The 15626-nt window shown below is 57.9% G+C and carries 14 protein-coding genes; all 14 read right to left on the bottom strand.

Translation table 11 applies throughout. From position 1 onward, the window contains the following. Positions 1–7: 7 nt before the first annotated feature. Positions 8–838 carry a carbohydrate ABC transporter permease gene (locus ACR0JE_RS18630; protein WP_480865222.1) on the bottom strand — a complete coding sequence of 277 codons (831 nt, stop codon included), beginning with the start codon at positions 836–838 and terminating at the stop codon, positions 8–10. A 12-nt stretch (positions 839–850) separates the two neighbouring features. Continuing rightward, the gene (locus ACR0JE_RS18625) at positions 851–1717 is read right to left on the bottom strand and encodes a carbohydrate ABC transporter permease (protein ID WP_480545273.1); all 867 of its coding nucleotides are present in this window, start codon (positions 1715–1717) and stop codon (positions 851–853) included. A gap of 107 nt (positions 1718–1824) precedes the next feature. Further along, positions 1825–3129, bottom strand: coding sequence for an ABC transporter substrate-binding protein (locus tag ACR0JE_RS18620; RefSeq protein WP_480865221.1), 1305 nt, complete (start codon positions 3127–3129; stop codon positions 1825–1827). Between the two features lie 95 nt (positions 3130–3224). Beyond that, positions 3225–4250 (bottom strand): LacI family DNA-binding transcriptional regulator, encoded by a 1026-nt coding sequence (locus ACR0JE_RS18615; protein WP_480865220.1) that lies wholly within the window; start codon positions 4248–4250, stop codon positions 3225–3227. A 142-nt stretch (positions 4251–4392) separates the two neighbouring features. Continuing rightward, complete coding sequence (locus ACR0JE_RS18610) at positions 4393–4845, bottom strand: SRPBCC family protein (RefSeq protein WP_480865219.1); 453 nt, start codon at positions 4843–4845, stop codon at positions 4393–4395. Positions 4846–4952: 107 nt separating this feature from the next. Next, a complete protein-coding gene (locus ACR0JE_RS18605; RefSeq protein WP_480865218.1) occupies positions 4953–5765 on the bottom strand; it encodes an XdhC family protein in 813 nt (270 codons plus the stop codon). An 11-nt stretch (positions 5766–5776) separates the two neighbouring features. Then, positions 5777–6967: a vWA domain-containing protein gene (locus tag ACR0JE_RS18600; protein WP_480865217.1), complete on the bottom strand. Its 1191-nt coding sequence runs from the start codon at positions 6965–6967 to the stop codon at positions 5777–5779. After that, on the bottom strand, positions 6967–7833 hold the full coding sequence (locus ACR0JE_RS18595) for an AAA family ATPase (RefSeq protein WP_480865216.1): 867 nt from the start codon (positions 7831–7833) through the stop codon (positions 6967–6969). The genes ACR0JE_RS18600 and ACR0JE_RS18595 overlap by 1 nt, the downstream gene beginning before the upstream one ends. A 100-nt stretch (positions 7834–7933) precedes the next feature. Continuing rightward, the gene (locus ACR0JE_RS18590; RefSeq protein ID WP_480865215.1) at positions 7934–10351 is read right to left on the bottom strand and encodes an aerobic carbon-monoxide dehydrogenase large subunit; all 2418 of its coding nucleotides are present in this window, start codon (positions 10349–10351) and stop codon (positions 7934–7936) included. Next, positions 10348–10842, bottom strand: coding sequence for a (2Fe-2S)-binding protein (locus ACR0JE_RS18585; protein ID WP_353008421.1), 495 nt, complete (start codon positions 10840–10842; stop codon positions 10348–10350). The genes ACR0JE_RS18590 and ACR0JE_RS18585 overlap by 4 nt, the downstream gene beginning before the upstream one ends. Positions 10843–10854: 12 nt before the next feature. Beyond that, positions 10855–11688, bottom strand: a complete 834-nt coding sequence (locus ACR0JE_RS18580) for an FAD binding domain-containing protein (protein ID WP_480545265.1) — start codon at positions 11686–11688, stop codon at positions 10855–10857. A gap of 139 nt (positions 11689–11827) precedes the next feature. Next, positions 11828–12925: an MHYT domain-containing protein gene (locus tag ACR0JE_RS18575; RefSeq protein ID WP_480826144.1), complete on the bottom strand. Its 1098-nt coding sequence runs from the start codon at positions 12923–12925 to the stop codon at positions 11828–11830. Positions 12926–13007: 82 nt separating this feature from the next. Continuing rightward, the gene (locus ACR0JE_RS18570) at positions 13008–14501 is read right to left on the bottom strand and encodes a heme biosynthesis HemY N-terminal domain-containing protein (RefSeq protein ID WP_480865214.1); all 1494 of its coding nucleotides are present in this window, start codon (positions 14499–14501) and stop codon (positions 13008–13010) included. Positions 14502–14511: 10 nt separating this feature from the next. Beyond that, a partial coding sequence (locus tag ACR0JE_RS18565) for a COG4223 family protein (RefSeq protein ID WP_480865213.1) occupies positions 14512–15626 on the bottom strand: 1115 nt, incomplete at its 5' end.

Genomic DNA, 15626 nt, shown 5'->3' with positions numbered 1-15626 from the left:
ATGCTCCTTATTTCACAGCGCCGAAGGTCAGGCCGCGGACAAGTTGTTTCTGGCTGAACCAGCCAAGGATCAGGATTGGCGCAATCGCCATGGTCGAGGCCGCGCTGAGCTTGGCAAAGAACAGACCCTCCGGGCTGGAATAGCTGGCGATGAACGCCGTGAGCGGAGCCGCGTCGACCGCAGTCAGGTTGAGAGTCCAAAACGCCTCATTCCACGCCAGGATGAAGTTCAACAGCACGGTTGAGGCGATTCCCGGGATAGCCATGGGGGTGAGGACATAGAGGATTTCCTCTTTCAACGTCGCCCCGTCCATTCGCGCGGCTTCCAAGATCTCACCGGGAATTTCGCGGAAATAGGTGTAGAGCATCCAGACAATGATAGGCAGGTTGATCAGCATCAGGACGACGACCAGCCCTCCGCGCGTGTCCAGCAGACCCAGCCGGATGAACAACAGGTAGATCGGGTAGAGAACACCGACGGCAGGCAACATCTTGGTCGACAGCATCCAAAGCAGAATGTCCTTGGTGCGCTTGGACGGAACGAATGCCATCGCCCAAGCAGCGGGGACGGCTATGATCACACCCAGAATGGTCGAGCCCCCGGCGATGATGACCGAATTCCAAAGGAACCGCATATAGTCCGAACGTTCTTGTACGACGGCGTAGTTTTCCAAGGTCCAGTTGAAATTCAGGAACAGCGGCGGGCTGGCGATCGCCTGTGCCTCGGTCTTGAAGCTGGTCAGGATGGTCCAGAGGATCGGAAAGAATATCAGTAGTCCAACAGCCCAAGCCAGGGCAGTGTTCAGTGTTTTGCGACGGGGTGTGACAGCGCGGGCCATGATCTTACCTCCTCACGCGTCCAGGTTCTTGCCGACGATGCGCATCAGGAAGATCGCAACGATATTGGCTAAGATGATTGCGTAGACACCTCCGGCTGATCCGAGGCCAACATTCTGGCTTTCCAGCACGCGCTGGAAGATCAGGTAGGTGAGTGTACGGGTGCCGAATGCGCCGCCGGTGGTCACGAAGATCTCGGCGAAGATCGACAAAAGGAAGATCGTCTGGATCAGGATCACGATGGTAATCGCGCGGCTCAGATGCGGCAGGACGATATGGTAAAAGCGTTTCAGAACCGGCGCGCCATCCATCTCAGCCGCTTCCAACTGCTCACTGTCCAGCGATTGGATCGCGGTCAGCAGGATCAGCGTTGCAAAGGGCAGCCACTGCCAAGATACGATCATGATGATCGAGGTCATCGACGCCTCAGACAGCCAAGAGATCGGTTCAGCTCCGAAGAAGCGCCACAGATGCGCTAGCAGGCCGTTGACCGGATCCATGAACATGTTCTTCCAGACCAGGGCGGACACGGTAGGCATAACGAAGAAGGGCGCGATCACGAGGATGCGGACAACACCTTGGCCCCACATCGGTTGGTCCAGAAGCATCGCCAGAAGGATGCCTAGGACAACGGTGATGATCAGAACTCCTCCGACGATCATCAGCGTTGCTTGAACCGCGGGCCAGAATGAGCTGGATGATACGAACCGGACGTAGTTGTCGAAGCCGACCCAGCCCAGATCACCACCGCGCAGGGGCAGATATTTCTTGAAGGAAAAATACAGGGTCATCGTCAAGGGCACGAGCATCCAGCCAAGCAGCAGGACCACTGCGGGTGCCATCATCAGCCGGGCAACGGATCGGGAATGTTGGGTCGCCATGATGCAAGACCTCTCTGTTCAGGCACTGTGCTAGCCTGCGAGAAAAACACAAATTGAGAAAGAGGGGAGCGGGGGACAGATTGCCTGTCCCCCACGGGAGGGAAGCCTTAGTAACCTGCGGCTTCCATTTCTTCGGCTGTGAAGGCCTGCGCTTTGGCAAGCGCCTCGTCCACCGATTGTTGTCCGGCGTATACCGCCGAGAATTCCTGGCTGACTTGCGTGGCGATGCCCGCGAACTCAGGAATGGCGACAAACTGAATGCCGGTATAAGGCGTCGGCTGGGCGCAGCAGTTCTGCGGATCAGCGGCAAGGATCGACTTTAGCGTCATCTGCGCAAAAGGGATGTCCTTGTAGTTGTCGTTTTCATACAATGAGGTCCGCGCACCCGGAGGCACATTGGCCCAGCCTTCGTTCTCGGCCACCAGCTCAATGTAGTCCTTCGAGGTCGCCCATTCGATGAACTGCTTTGCGGCATCCTCTTGCTGCGTACCGGCAGGGATGGCGAGCGCCCAGGCCCAGAGCCAGTTGGCGCGCTTGTCCACGCCTTCCGCATTTGGTGCCAGCGCAAAGCCGACCTTATCCGCCACAGTTGAATCGTTGGGGTTGGTCACAAATGACGCTGCAACTGTCGCGTCGATCCACATGCCGCACTTGCCTTGCTGGAACAGCGACAGGTTTTCGTTGAACCCGTTGGTCGCATAACCCGCTGGGCCTGATTCATTCATCATATCGACAAAGAAAGTCAGCGCTTCTTTCCATTCAGGCTGATCGAACTGGGGTTTCCAGTCCTCATCAAACCAGCGTGCGCCGAACGAGTTTGCGGTCACGGTGATGAAAGCGCCGCCTTCACCCCAACCGGCCTTACCGCGCAGGCAGATGCCGTTGATGTCGTTGTCACGATCCGTCATGGCTGCTGCCGCTTCGCGGATGAACTGCCATGTGGGCCCCTCGGGCATTTCCAATCCGGCCTTTTCCATCAGGTCGGTGCGGTACATGATCATCGAGCTTTCGCCGTAAAACGGCGCCGCATAGAGCGTACCGTCATTGCTCAGGCCACCGGCCATCGCGGGAAGCAGGTCCCCAACATCATAGTCAGCGGACATTCCGTCCAGCGGCACCAACCAACCATTGGCACCCCAGATCGGGGTTTCGTACATGCCGATGGTCATGATGTCGAACTGACCGCCCTTAGTGGTGATATCGGTAGTCACGCGCTGACGCAGCACGTTTTCTTCCAGCGTCACCCATTCCACATCAATGCCGGTCGCTTCGGTGAAATTGTCGGTATAGCCCTGCATCCGGATCATGTCGCCGTTATTGACGGTGGCGATCGTTATGGTTTGTGCATGGGCCGCTGCCGTAGCGACGAATGTCAGTGCAGTCGCCGCACGAAGTGCGTTCTTCAGATACATCCCTGTCCTCCCTGAGCTTGGATGTCGTGTAGAGAGGGTAGTTTTAAAATTGTCGCGGCGTCAACAAAAACTTTACGCGCGTTAAGTTTATTGACTCACGCAGATTCTCTTAGCACCAGCCGCGCAGGGAACAAAGTTTCGGTCCTCTTGCCAGAATTTCCCGCATTTTCAATGAGTTCAAACAAGGCCTCGACGCTGCGCGCAGCCACGTTGTCATAGTCATGTGCAGCAGTTGTCAGGGACGGACAGGTAAACTTGGCAAAGGGATGATCGTCATTTGATGCAACGCGAAGCGCGCAATCCGGACGCCGCCCCACGCGAATCCCCTGCTCGTAACACGCCGCCAGAAAGCCAATGGCAAGGCGGTCATTGCTGCACAGGACTGAGTCCGTGCGCAGCAGACCTTGATCCAAAACCTTCAAAGCCCCATGATGGCCGATCTCTTCAAAGGCCCAGCCTTCACCATCGATCTTGATGACATGGGGCTCGAACCCCAAACGATCCATCACCTCGACATACGCCTTACGGCGTTTGTTGGCGTTTGGGTTGGCAGGGGTCCGCATCTCGAAGAATGACGGCGGCTCACCCGTTCGAGTCATGTATTCCACCGTCTGAGAGACAAAGCTGAAATTGTCCGAGCCAATAAATGCAGCACCCAAACCTTCGAGGTTGCTGTCAAACAGCACAGTCGGAACATTGGCGCAGAACTTTTCGATCTGAGACCGATCCGATGCGCGCCCCAAGGGGGCCAGCAGCACGCCCGCCGGCTTCAGCGACCGCAAACTGTCGAGAATCTCATTCTCCAATTTCTGTTCACCGTGCGAGCTGAACAAGGACGGTCGATACCCCGCGGCGATACAGCTTTGTTCCAGATACCTCGCGATCTCGGCAAAAAACGGGTCAGCGAGATAAGGCACCACGATGCCGATATTCTTGGTCAGCTTACGGTTCTGGTTCACCGCATAGATGTTGGGACGATAATCAAACTGCTCCAGCGCTTCTTCGATCCGTGCCCGCGTCGAGGGCCGAACGCTCTCGGGGTCGTGGAAGTATTTCGAAACCGTCGGCCTTGAGATACCGCTCAGCGCCGCGAATTCTTCCATGTTCTTGATTTTCGTCATGCCTACCGCTTGCGGACCCTTGCTGCCTGTATCTTGTCACAGCTTTTCATTTTCTTTACGCGCGGTAAAAAATCAATAGCGGCGCGTGCAGCTATTTCTGTCCTGTTGGCTGAACGGTGTTGAATTCTGTTCGTTGCTCGCGTCAGGAAGCCTCCTGCTCGGACACGATCTCGCCAAACCGTGTGAAGAATTTTCCTGACAGTTTCTTGGCAGTTCCGGCGATCAAACGGCTGCCCAGCTGTGCGATTTTGCCGCCGATATCCACCTTCGCGGTATAGGCAAGCACTGTCTCATCCCCGTCCTCGGTCAGGGTCACGTCGGCCCCGCCCTTGGCAAACCCGGCAGCCCCGCCTTTGCCTTCGCCAGTAAGCGAAAATCCATCCGGCGCCTTGGCCGTATCTAGCGTCACTTGACCAGCAAACTTGGCTTTGACCGGACCAATCTTCAGAACCACCTTAGCTTCAAGCTCCTCGGGTGCGGTTTGTGTCAACTCTTCACAGCCAGGGATACATTCCCGCAAAATCTCCGGATTGTTCAGGGCCTTGTACACCACGTCACGCGGGGCCGAGATGCGGATTTCGTCACTCAATTCCATTTAGGTCTTTCCTCTTTCAACAGCATCTCGGGAACACGATCAGCGCCAGCTCTTCTTTTTCCTTCAGGCTAAGATCAGGGCGCTTCGGCCACGTCGCGCGGCACAGCTTAAGCAAGCCTTTCATCATGCGAAACCTCCTGTGCGGTATCACTGTTCCGCCAAAGCACGATCTCAGCCAGGATCGACAAGGCGATCTCGTGCGGGTCAATTGCATGAATATCCAACCCTGCTGGGGACTTAAGGCGCGCAGCGCGCACTGGGTCCATGCCCTGACCAATAAGTTTCGCCAACAGCGTATCAGCCTTGCGGCGGCTCGCGACCATCGACACACGATCGGCAGAACTATTCAGCGCAGCCCGAAGTGCAGCACCATCATTGCGGCCTTGAGAGGCGACAACCACAAAGTCGCGCCCCTCAATCCCCATATCTTCGACCTGATCGAGTGAAAACCGGTCATAGTCGTCCGAGGCAACAGCCGCATCCTCAAGATAAATACGCAGCCCTGCCAATGCGCCATGGGCGGCCAAGGCCGAAGCAATGGGCGAGTCACCGAAGATCACCAATCGCGGGGCCTGTTGGTAGGGTTCGACCAAAAGATCAACGGTGCCGCCAGATGGGCACCCGCTTTTGAAGGTCTGCACATCATCAGGGTCCGTCATGCTCACCACCTTTTCCGAAGGTTTCACGCGGATCATCTGCGGGACACCACTCGCCAGCGCTGCTTGCGCCGATGTGCGAACAGCCCGCTGTACACAGGCACCACCCAGATGGCCCAAGATATCCCCGTCGCAATTGATCACGGCCTTGCCCCCCGCCTTGGCCGAGGTCGCATCCGCAGTTCGCAGAACTGTCGCTACGCAGAAAGGCTGATCGCTCTGTCTCAACTGCTCGATTCTGTCGAAGATGTCGAAATTCGCCATATTAGAGCCTTTCAAAGCTTCCGGAACTCGGGTTCAAGTGCCGCCAAAGCATCGAGCGTATTGGCGGGTAGATGCGCATCCAGATGGGGTTCTGCCGCCTGCATGGCAGTCGCGATAGGCTGATAGTCTTTCCATCCTTTGAGAGGGTTCAGCCAAACAATGCGCCGCGCTTTGCGTCGGATACGCACAAGGGCATGGCCCAGCGCCTCGGAATCTCGGCTGCAATAGCCATCCGACAGGATCAGCACGATCGTCCGCCCATTTAGGGCACGCGCGCCATACCCGTTCAGAAAGGTTTCGAGGCTGCCAGAGATATCGGTGCCGCCACCAAATCCCTCGGCCATAAGCGATAACCGCCCAGCGGCCCGCAGCGTGTCATGATCCCGCAAAGCGTCGGTGACTCGCATCAGCCGTGTGTGAAACAGATACGCGTCGGCTTCAGTCCCGCTGCCGATTAGGCCTTTTAGAAAGGCAAGGAACACGCGAGAGTACACGGTCATCGAACCGCTCACATCACACAACGCAACGATCCGCATCGGGCGCGGTGGCCGGGCGCGGCGATACAGGTCCAATGGCTCTCCACCCCGCGCAAGGCTTGCCCGCTGAATACGTCGCATGTCTAGCACGGGTCCTCTCAGCGCCTGTTTTCGCCTGCGAAATCGTCGATCCCGTATGGCACGCGCAAGCCTCAAAGCAGCTGTTTCCGCCTGTTTTAGGCTCTCTTCATCCATCAACTCACGCAGATCTCGGCGGGATAGGTTTGTCGTCTGGGTCGCAATCAGCTGCCCATCGATCCCCTCAGCCTCACCCGCGCCCGTTTCCGGTACAGCAGCTTCTGTATCCGCTTCATCCTGAGGCTCTTCTGCCCCTGTGTTTTGACTTTGCCAGATCATTGGCTTCGCCGATTGTACCCTGACATGTGTGGTTTTGGACGAACCCGAGCGGTGTTTGCCAGCGTTGAACCAGTAGGCGTCAAACAGGTCGTCGAACCGACGCCAATCTTCTGCATCTCCCGCCAAAAGCGCGCACAAAGCCTGACGTGCTTGTTCGGAATCAGTTGCCTCAACTGCGGACAAAGCCGCCATCGCATCACCAGTTTCCCGCGGCCCCACATGAAGGCCGTTCATACGCAGATGTGCAATGAAGCCCGACATACGGTCTGCAAACCCTGCGGCGCGCGAGGGGAACCGCGTGACTTGCATCACGCCACCTTCCCAATCAGCCGATCCATCACTTCGGGTGGGGCAGCATCATAGTCAGCAGCTGTCTTGAGCAAACACACTAATGTTGCCTGCACCTCATCCCGGGATTTCGCCAGATCATTGACCCCAAGACCGGACAAGGCAGCCGCCCAGTCCAACATCTCGGCAATACCTGGTGTTTTTTCCAGTTCTTCTTTGCGCAACGCTTGCACGACCCCGATGATCTGCCGTGCCAGGATCCCTTCGACCTCTGGCATTCGAGCGCGCAGGATCGCCATCTCGGTCTCTTTCGATGGATAATCCAAAAAACTGTACAAACACCGTCGCCGCAACGCGTCAGACAAGTCCCGTGTTCCGTTGGCCGTCAAGATCACGGTTGGCCGTGATCGGGCTGTAACGGTCCCTAGTTCCGGGATTGTGATCTGAAAATCCGAAAGAATCTCAAGCAGATACGCCTCAAACTCCTCGTCCGCCCGATCAATCTCATCAATCAACAAAACCGGGGGCGTTTCTTCAGATATAGCCTCTAACAAAGGTCTTTTGAGCAGATACGCGTCCGAAAACAGCTCTGCCTCACCCACCCCACCTGTTGCTTCACTCGCTCGGATAGCCAAAAGTTGACGCTGATAGTTCCACTCATAGATGGCGTGGCTCGCATCCAACCCTTCATAACACTGCAAGCGGATCAAACGCGCCTCGCGCCACGCAGCCATGGCCTTGGCCACCTCGGTCTTCCCGACGCCGGCAGGACCTTCCAGCAACAAGGGTCGTCCCAAGGCTTGCGCCAGATGCAGCGCCATCGCCAACCGATCATCGGCGACGTAGCCCTGCGCGGCCAACCCGTTCTGCACATCCACTAAAGTCAAAACCAGGATCCATTCTTCATCTGGCTAAAAATATCCCGGGGGTCCAAGGGGGCAGAGCCCCCTTGCCTCGGTCGGATCGGTCAAGCCGATCCGAACCCAATCACCCGTGCATCCCCAACCCGTTGGCAATCTTCCAGATCCGCCAATGGTCATGTGGCATATGGCTCTGGACAAGGCCAAAAGGCCGGAAGGCATCATGAACCGCGTTCGAAAACGCGGGTACACCGCCAACATTCGGGCTTTCTCCCACACCCTTTGCACCAATGGGATGGTGCGGAGAGGGCGTGACAGTATGATCGGTCGTATAGTTCGGTGTCTCCCACGCGGTCGGCAGGAAAAAGTCCATTAACGTACCGGTCTTCACATTACCCATCTCATCATAGGCAATTTCCTGCCCCATCGCGATGGCCAGCGCTTCGGTCACACCACCATGAACCTGCCCCTCGATGATCATCGGGTTGATCCGGGTGCCGCAATCATCCAGCGCATAGAACTGTCTGACATCCCATTCGCCGGTATCCACGTCGATCTCCATGACACAGATATAGGCCCCGAACGGATAGGTCATGTTCGGCGGATCATAGTAGCTGACCGCTTCCAAACCGGGCTCCAGACCGGGGATGGCCTGGTTATAGGCGGCAAAGGCGATTTCCTTCATCGTCTTGAACCGCTCAGGCGCGCCTTTGACAGCGAACCGGTCCACGTCCCATTCGACGTCGTCGTCATGCACCTCCAGCAGGTAAGCCGCGATCATCTGCGCCTTTGCTCGGATTTTGCGCGCGGCCATTGCCGTTGCAGCCCCGGCCACAGGTGTCGATCGAGACCCATAGGTCCCGAGACCATAAGGAGCCGTATCGGTATCACCCTCCTCCAGCGTGATGTCGTCGGCGGGCAGGCCAATCTCACTGGCGATGATCTGGGCAAAGGTCGTGGCATGGCCCTGACCCTGTGAGATCGTCCCTAACCGCGCGATGGCCGAACCCGTAGGGTGGATGCGGATTTCGCAGCTATCGAACATGCCAAGCCCGAGGATGTCACAGTTCTTCACCGGGCCAGCGCCAACGATCTCAGTAAAGTGCGTCAGGCCAATACCCAGCAGTTTGCGGGTCTTGCCAGCTTTGAAATCCTCGATCCGCTGCGCCTGCTCGGCGCGTAAACCGTCATAGTCCACGGCCTTCAGCGCCTTGTCCCAAGCGGTGTGATAATCACCCGAGTCATACTCCCAGCCCAGCGCGGACTGATACGGGAATTGATCGGCCTTGATAAAGTTGATCCGGCGTAGTTCAGCCGCGTCCATGTTCAGCTTGATGGCCAGAACCTCGATCATGCGTTCGATGAAATACGCCGCCTCGGTCACACGGAACGAACAGCGATAGGCCACCCCGCCTGGAGCCTTATTTGTATAGACCCCATCCACAGCCAGATAGGCAGTCGGGATGTCATAGGACCCGGTGCAGATATTCATGAACCCAGCCGGGAATTTAGTCGGGTCCGCACAGGCGTCAAAGCCACCATGATCCGCCGTCGTATGACACCATAGGCCGGTGATTTTACCGTCTTTAGTGGCGGCGATCTTGCCCTGCATCCAGTAGTCGCGGGCAAACGCGGTGGACATCAGGTTCTCCATCCGGTTTTCGACCCATTTCACTGGCTGGCCGGTGACAATGGAGGCCACGACCGAGCAGACATAGCCCGCGTAAGCGCCCACCTTGTTGCCAAATCCACCGCCAATATCGGGGCTGATCACGCGAATGTTGTGCTCGGCCAGACCAGAAATCAGCGACACGACGGTGCGGATCGCGTGCGGAGCCTGGAAGGTACCGTATAGCGTCAGCTTGCCGGTCACTTTGTCCATTGAGGCAACACAACCGCAGGTCTCCAGCGGACAAGGATGGGTGCGGTGGTAGTAAACCATTTCTTCGGCGACCACATCGGCCTCACCAAGAACGGCCTCAGTCGCGTCTTTGTCGCCCTGTTCCCAGGTGAATATATGATTGTGATGCTTGCGCGGCCCATGGGCACCCTCGGTCTGACCTTCCAGGTCTTCACGTAGGACCACATCTGATTTCAACGCCTCGAACGGGTCGGTCAGGACGGGTAGTTCTTCGTACTCAACCTCGACCAGCTCTGCCGCATCTGCTGCGATATACCGGTTTTCAGCAACGACATAGGCAACCTCCTGGCCCTGGAACAGCACTTTGCCATCTGCCAGAACCATCTGCTTGTCACCCGCCAGTGTCGGCATCCAATGCAGGCCCAAAGGCGCGAGATCTTCGGCGGTCAACACGGCAACAACACCAGGCACGGCCAGTGCGGCCTCTTTGTTCACACTGACTACGCGGGCGTGAGCATAGGGCGAGCGGACGAATGCGCCGAACAGCATCCCGTCCAGCTTGATGTCATCGACATAATTGCCTTTGCCTTGGGTAAAACGCACGTCTTCCACGCGTTTGCGAGCACAACCCATCCCTTTTAGATTGGCGGCGCGTTCTTCGGGGGTCAGGGTCTGGTCGTTCATTCCGCAGCCTCCTTCTGTGCATTGAGCATGTCAGCCGAGGCTGAGATCGCCTTGACGATGTTCTGATAGCCGGTGCAGCGGCAGAGGTTACCGGCCATGCCAAAACGGATATCCTCTTCGGTCGGGTTCGGGTTTTCCTGCAGTAACCTATGCGCACGGGTGATCATGCCCGGCGTGCAGAAACCGCATTGCAGCCCGTGATGTTCGCGGAACATCTCCTGCAATACGCCTAGGCTGCCATCGTCATTGGTGAGGCCTTCGACGGTGGTGACATCGGCCCCGTTCACTTGCGCTACAAAGGTAGTGCAGGATTTGACGGATTTGCCATCGATATCCACGGTGCAGGCCCCGCAATGGCTGGTTTCGCAACCGATATGAGGGCCGGTGATTTTCAAATCTTCCCGCAAGAAGTGGATCAGCAGCGTGCGCGGCTCGGCCAGTCCTTCGACCTCTTTGCCGTTCACAGTGAGTTTTACGTGCATTTTCGACATGGTTTCCTCCCTTCAACCCGCGCGATTCTGCGCACGGTCGATGGCGCGGCGCAGCATCACGGCGGCCACATGTTTCTTGAATTCGACGGGGCCGCGGTTGTCGGCCACCGGGTCGATCGCATCGAGCATTGCCGTAACGCAGCCATTTACATCGCCATCGGCCAACGCATTGCTTGCGCTTTCTGACCAGATGGGCGTATCGGCCAGATTGGTCATTGCGACCGAGGCTGTGCCATTGCCAACCATCACCGCTGCAGCCGCAGTCGCATAATCGCCGATCTTGCGCTTTTGCTTCTCGTAGGCCTGACCGACACCCGCACCCGGCACGGGAATGGAGATGCGGGTCAGAATTTCCTCATCTTCGCGCGCTGTGAAATAGGCCGCCTCGTAAAATTCACGCGCAGCGACGTCGCGCGCTCCGTCCGGACCCGATAGATGAAAGGTCGCGTTAAGGCATTGCATCAGACCCGGCATGTCATTGCCCGGATCGCCATTGGCCACATTGCCGCCAACAGTGCCCATGTAACGCACTTGCGGATCAGCGATCTGCAACGCCGCTTCGCGGATCAGAGGGATCGCCGAGGCCAGGCCCTCATGCGTGATCAGCTCATGCTGTGTGACCATGGCACCCAAAGCCACGGTATCGGACCCGACCTCGATACCCTTCAGCTCATCAATCGCCTGAAGGTCAATCAGATGGCCCATTTCGGCCATACGCAGCTTCATCATCGGGATCAGGCTGTGCCCGCCCGCGATCACGCGCGCCTCGTCTCCATGTTCTTGCAGAATGCCAATGGCCGAGGCGATATCGCCTGGCCGGTGATACTCAAAACCGGCTGGTATCATGTTTTCCTCCCTGGGTCCGAGCGGTATGCCTTGGGGGACCTGAGGAAAGAAAAGAGGACCCGGCGCTATCGCCGCCAGTGGCGTGAAACAGGGCGCGCCGGATGTTTCACGAATTGCGAATAAGCTGCACGAGTTGCGATCATAGGCCCAGCGCGTCGCGGATTGCCGTCAGTCGAGATCGACTGACCGGAACCTTAGGCAAGGCATCAACACCGTCGAAATAGCAGGTGCCGTTGTCCTTGTGTCGTTCAAAACTCGACACATGTTTCGGGTTCACCAGATAGCTGCGATGCGCCCGCAAGAACCCGTCGGGTTTCAGGCGCGTTTCAGCCTCGGTAATGGACCAGGGACAAAAGAGTTTCTCGCCCCCCATGTAAAGCACCGTATAATGCCCTTCGGCCCGGATTGCTGCCACGCTGCCGGCGTCTGTAAAGAAGGTCTGTCCTTCGCGCTCGAACGGAACACCTGCGCGCAACGCCGTTGGCTGAGGTTCAGGCGCGGGGTCTGGCATCGGAGTTACATCAGCGGGCTGAGGCCCGATGAAGGTGATTCCGGTCAACAGGAAAGCCCCACAAATCAGGAAAACCGAGACGGTCACACCCATCGCCAGCACCTGATTGTTCAGCGCAGGCCCTGCTCCGCCCGTATTGTCGCTGGCAACAAAATCGGTCAGACCAGTGGCCACGAAATGCATCGTGAAGACGGCGAGACCAAAACACACAGTGCCCAGCAAAATGTTGCGCTGGGTACGGTTGTCATAGGCCACCCAGATCGCGAGCACCGACAGAACCACCGAAGCCACGGTCGAAATCGCAATGTCCCAGAAGGTATAGACGGGGCGGCATAGCTCCATCCCGGCCATGCCGACATAATGCATCACCACAATGCCAAGGCCGACGATCACACCTGCCGTCACCATAGTCTGCATCGTGCGAGGTCGGAAATGCAGCAGCAGCAACGCAAGTCCCACCATCAGGATCGCCACAAGGGCTGAGATCAGTGTGATCAACGCGTCATAATAAAACAGGATCGGCAGTTGCAGGCCCAGCATCGCAACAAAATGCATCGACCAAATACCGCCGCCCAAAATAACCGCGGCCAGCGCGACCACGAATTTGCGCTTTTGATCATCCAGTTTCGATGCGCCATGCGTCAGGTACAGCCCGGTAAACCCGGCCATCAACGCCACAGCCAGTGACGCAGCCACCAGCCAGGGGTTATGCGAATAGTCCAACATTCAGATTTGGGTGCCCTCCCCGACACGAGGGCGACGTTAGCAAACGGAATTGGCTGGGACAATCATCTGCCCACCAGGAGTGTCAGGCCTGTTTCTCGACCTTCTCGTCGACCGTTTCGACATCCAATTCGATCACATCCGCTGTTTCTGCTTCGCCAGCGTCGGTCTCGTCCTCGGTCTCGGTCTCGGAGTTGTCTTCCAGCGCGCCGACGATCAACGGCAACATGTGAACACCGGTTGCACTGGTGATCTCGGGTGTTTGCGGAACCTTCCAACTGAGCGTGTCAAAGCTGCCGCAATTATCGCAGACCGGGGTCCACTCCGCCTGAATATGCTGGCAATTGTCGCAGACCCATTGCGGCCCGCGCGGCGCAGTCAGGGCTTTTGCAAGCCAGCCCTGTACCACGGAGTCCGACGCACCTTCGCCCCGTTCAATCGCCGCCATCAAAGTGTAGCCACGCGCATCCGCCTGCTGTTTAACCACGTCCCCCAGCGCGCGGCGCGCTTCGGGGAAGTCTTCGGCAACGATGTTCAACTCGGCCAGGATCAGGCGGGTTTCAGGATGTTCAGGATGAATGCGGGTCAATGCCGCAAAGCGTTTGATCCGGTCCGGAGCAGACTCATCCGGCGCAATCTCGGCAAAGGCGTGAGCCAGATCCGGATGCGGCTGAGCCTCCCAGGCTTTTTTGATGATCTTCGTCGCGGCGCGGGGTTTACCCTTTTCGATATAGGCCCGCGCGGCCATCGCGGCAGCAGGAACCAGATCGGGCGACATACGGTTGGCCTCAATCGCGCGCTCTTGCTGATCCAAGCTGGCGTCCTCGTTCAGAATATCCTTGGCTTCGGATAGGGCCAGAACCGCATCGCGCCGTTTGAACACATCGCGCGGCAGATACCCGGCCTTGAGCTTTGAGTTCAAAGTGGACCGCGCACCAGCCCAATCCTGCGCCTTGGTCTGAAGGTTCAACAATACGTCCTGCGTTTCCTCGTGGCGCGGTTTGATCGCCAGGGCTTTCTCAGCCAGCTTACGCGCGGTGTCCTGATCGCCTTCGGCCAGCTTCTGCTTCATGATGCCCCGCACGCCAACAAACCTGGTCGCGCTGTTGGTCACCAACTTCTTGTAGGTCTCAGACGCTTTCTTGGTGTCGCCGGTCATTTCGGCAGCTTGAGCAACCAGCAGGTTGGTCAGCTCCGGCTTGTTCAGCAATCTCTCGGCCTTGTTCGCCTTGGTCATCGCCACGCGCCCCTCGCCCGAAGCCAACGCCATCAGACCGTCAGACAGCGCCTGATAGCCGCGCTGTTCGCGGCTGCGGTCGAAATAACGCGACAAGGCGGTTTCGTCGCCGTTGAGGAATTTCAGTGTCGCAATCAGAAGGCTGAGCAATTTGAAGAACAGCCACACCGCAAAAACCAGCACGCCCAGCGCAATGACCGATTGCAGCGGGCCCAGCGTATATTCAGTTCCCGCGACAGTGATCTGCACGCCTCCGCTGGTCTGCATCAAGAACTGGGCGCCGAGGGCCAACAGTCCGATAATCGCAACGAATACAAGGATTTTAAACAATGACCACAGCATGGCAGGTCCCTCAGTTCGAATTCAGGCTGGACGCGAGCGTATTCGCGGCCTCTACGGCAGAGACCCGCGTCTGTGCCGCCTGCTCCCACTCGGCCACTGCGGTCTGCGCCGCTTCGGGCAGTGATTTCAATTCCGTCAACGCCCCGTTCAGATCGCCCGAGGCCAGGGCGGCTTGCGCACGCGACAGAATGGCATCCGGGTCGTCCCCATCCTGAGGCGTTACCGACCGCGCACCGGTCTGACGCTGCAGGAAGGCGACAAAGCCTGTGCCTTTATCCGCGTCCCGGGCGTCGGCCAACGCTGTTCGCGCAACCGGATCAAAAGACGCCCGCAATGACGCAAGTGTTTCAACGCCGCTTTCTGCCGGGCCGGCCAAAGCATCCGGAATGTCCACACCGCCCGCTTTCAGCTCAATCAAAAGGTCTTGATACGGCTCGCCGGCCTGCATCTGACCACGCAGGCGCGACAAGATCGCGGCATTGGTCGCCGCGCGCGCCTCGGCCGAGGCTTTGGCCTCAAGCGCTTGCGCATCTGCAACCATCTTTTCAACCTCAGCCCGCTGCGCTGCCAATGAGTCTTGCAGCTTGGACAATTCGGCCTCAAATGCGGCGGTTGCTTCGGGCGGCGCGTTTGAGGTGACCGGGTTCGCTTCGAGCGCATTCAACCGATCCGATAACGGTCCGACTTGTGCACTCAGCGCTTCAACGCTAGATTTCACTGCGCCCAAGTCGGTTTCGACCGGGCTTAGCTTGTCGGACAAGGCTTTGATTTGATCCGTAAGGCCCGAGGTTTCAGAAGTCTGGGCAAGTTTCGCAATCTGATCGGATTGATCTGCCAATTTGGCTTCCAGCGCCGCAATGGCCTGGGCCGGGTCGGCTTCGCCCGACGGGATCAGGTCGGCACGTCCCGCGATGAACCCGATGGCTGCGGCAACGATGCCTCCGATCAGCGCGGGCACAAACCCGCCGCGCTTTTCAACAACGCGTTCGTCAGCTTTTTCCGGCGCAGAATGTGTTTCCTCCACCGGCGCTTCGGCTTCGGCTTCGGCTTCGGCTTCGGCTTCGGCTTCGGCTTCGGCTTCGGCTTCGGCTTCGGCTTCGGCTTCGGCTTCGGCTTCGGCTTCGG

It is taken from the genome of Ruegeria sp. H3, from assembly GCF_056533095.1.
The sequence above is the reverse complement of the archived record's forward strand: the minus strand, read 5'-3'. Positions and strand labels throughout refer to the sequence as shown.

Coding starts and splice junctions, on each gene's coding strand:
- ACR0JE_RS18575 (WP_480826144.1), bottom strand. CDS start 12,925: ATGTTGGACTATTCGCATAACCCCTGGCTGGTGGCTGCGTCACTGGCT.
- ACR0JE_RS18630 (WP_480865222.1), bottom strand. CDS start 838: ATGGCCCGCGCTGTCACACCCCGTCGCAAAACACTGAACACTGCCCTG.
- ACR0JE_RS18610 (WP_480865219.1), bottom strand. CDS start 4,845: ATGGAATTGAGTGACGAAATCCGCATCTCGGCCCCGCGTGACGTGGTG.
- ACR0JE_RS18580 (WP_480545265.1), bottom strand. CDS start 11,688: ATGATACCAGCCGGTTTTGAGTATCACCGGCCAGGCGATATCGCCTCG.
- ACR0JE_RS18590 (WP_480865215.1), bottom strand. CDS start 10,351: ATGAACGACCAGACCCTGACCCCCGAAGAACGCGCCGCCAATCTAAAA.
- ACR0JE_RS18600 (WP_480865217.1), bottom strand. CDS start 6,967: ATGCAAGTCACGCGGTTCCCCTCGCGCGCCGCAGGGTTTGCAGACCGT.
- ACR0JE_RS18585 (WP_353008421.1), bottom strand. CDS start 10,842: ATGTCGAAAATGCACGTAAAACTCACTGTGAACGGCAAAGAGGTCGAA.
- ACR0JE_RS18615 (WP_480865220.1), bottom strand. CDS start 4,250: ATGACGAAAATCAAGAACATGGAAGAATTCGCGGCGCTGAGCGGTATC.
- ACR0JE_RS18570 (WP_480865214.1), bottom strand. CDS start 14,501: ATGCTGTGGTCATTGTTTAAAATCCTTGTATTCGTTGCGATTATCGGA.
- ACR0JE_RS18605 (WP_480865218.1), bottom strand. CDS start 5,765: ATGGCGAATTTCGACATCTTCGACAGAATCGAGCAGTTGAGACAGAGC.
- ACR0JE_RS18625 (WP_480545273.1), bottom strand. CDS start 1,717: ATGGCGACCCAACATTCCCGATCCGTTGCCCGGCTGATGATGGCACCC.
- ACR0JE_RS18620 (WP_480865221.1), bottom strand. CDS start 3,129: ATGTATCTGAAGAACGCACTTCGTGCGGCGACTGCACTGACATTCGTC.